The sequence below is a fragment of the Thermomonospora echinospora genome (genome assembly GCF_900108175.1).
Classification (GTDB): domain Bacteria; phylum Actinomycetota; class Actinomycetes; order Streptosporangiales; family Streptosporangiaceae; genus Thermomonospora; species Thermomonospora echinospora.
On sequence record NZ_FNVO01000008.1, the window covers coordinates 1 to 961 of the forward strand.

Sequence of the window (961 nt, forward strand, 5' to 3'; positions counted from 1 at the left end):
CCGGTAGTTAAGCCCTCCAGCGCCGATGGTACTGCATGGGAGACTGTGTGGGAGAGTAGGACACCGCCGGACACATACATACAGTGGTCGGGGCCGGTTCCCCGGGGGACACACCCCCGGACGGAACCGGCCTCGACCCATGTCATGGACCCGCCGAAATATGCTGGAAGGGTCCATCGAGTAACCCGACGACAGTGACGGACGTGATGAGCGCGGAAGAGGACCGTCGCAGCGGTGACGATCGCGAGCGGCGTGGTAGCGGGCGGGGCAACGGCGGATACCGCGGAGCGCCCGCCGGCCGGGGGAGCGCCTCTACGGGCGGCGGCAGGAACGGGGGGATGCCACCGCGCTCTGGCGGGCCGAGGGGCGGCGGCCGGCGTGACCGTCCGGAGGGCCGGACGGGAGAGGGCCGGCGGTTCCCGCCTTCGGGGGAGCGAGGGGAGCGTTCCGGCGAGCGCGGCTCCTGGCGTCCACGGTCCGGCGAGGGCCGTGGCGGAGGTGCCGGCGTGCCTCGTGGAGAGCGCCGGTTCGATGGGCCGGGTCGACGTCCGGGCTCGGCGGGCCGCCCCCAGGGCGGTTTCCGCGAGAACGCTGGGGAGCGCAGCCCGGAGGACCGCCCCCGAGCCTCCGGACAGGAACGGCGCGACTTCACCGGGCGACCGGCGGGCGGCAGGCGTGGAGAAGGCGGCGAGCGCTGGTCCCGGGAACGCCCCGGCGGCTCCTCCCGGGACGACCGCCGCCCGAAGGATCGCCCCGCAGGCTCCTGGAACGCCCGCGGCGAAGGCCGCAGTGGCCCGCGTCGGAATGATCGCGAGCGCGGTTACGAAGGCCGTCCCCGTGAGTCCTGGAGGGATCGCGGTGAGGGCCGTGGCGCCTCGCACAGGGACGACAGAGGACAGAGCAACGAAAGGCGCTCTCGCGATTCCTGGCAGGACCGAGGCGAAGGCCGTGGTGGTCCGCG

1 rRNA gene is annotated in these 961 nt (G+C 73.7%); it reads left to right on the forward strand.

The annotated features are described in order from the left end of the window. Positions 1-72, forward strand: a 5S ribosomal RNA gene (gene rrf, locus C4U03_RS43145); the annotation flags it as partial. Positions 73-961: the final 889 nt, after the last annotated feature.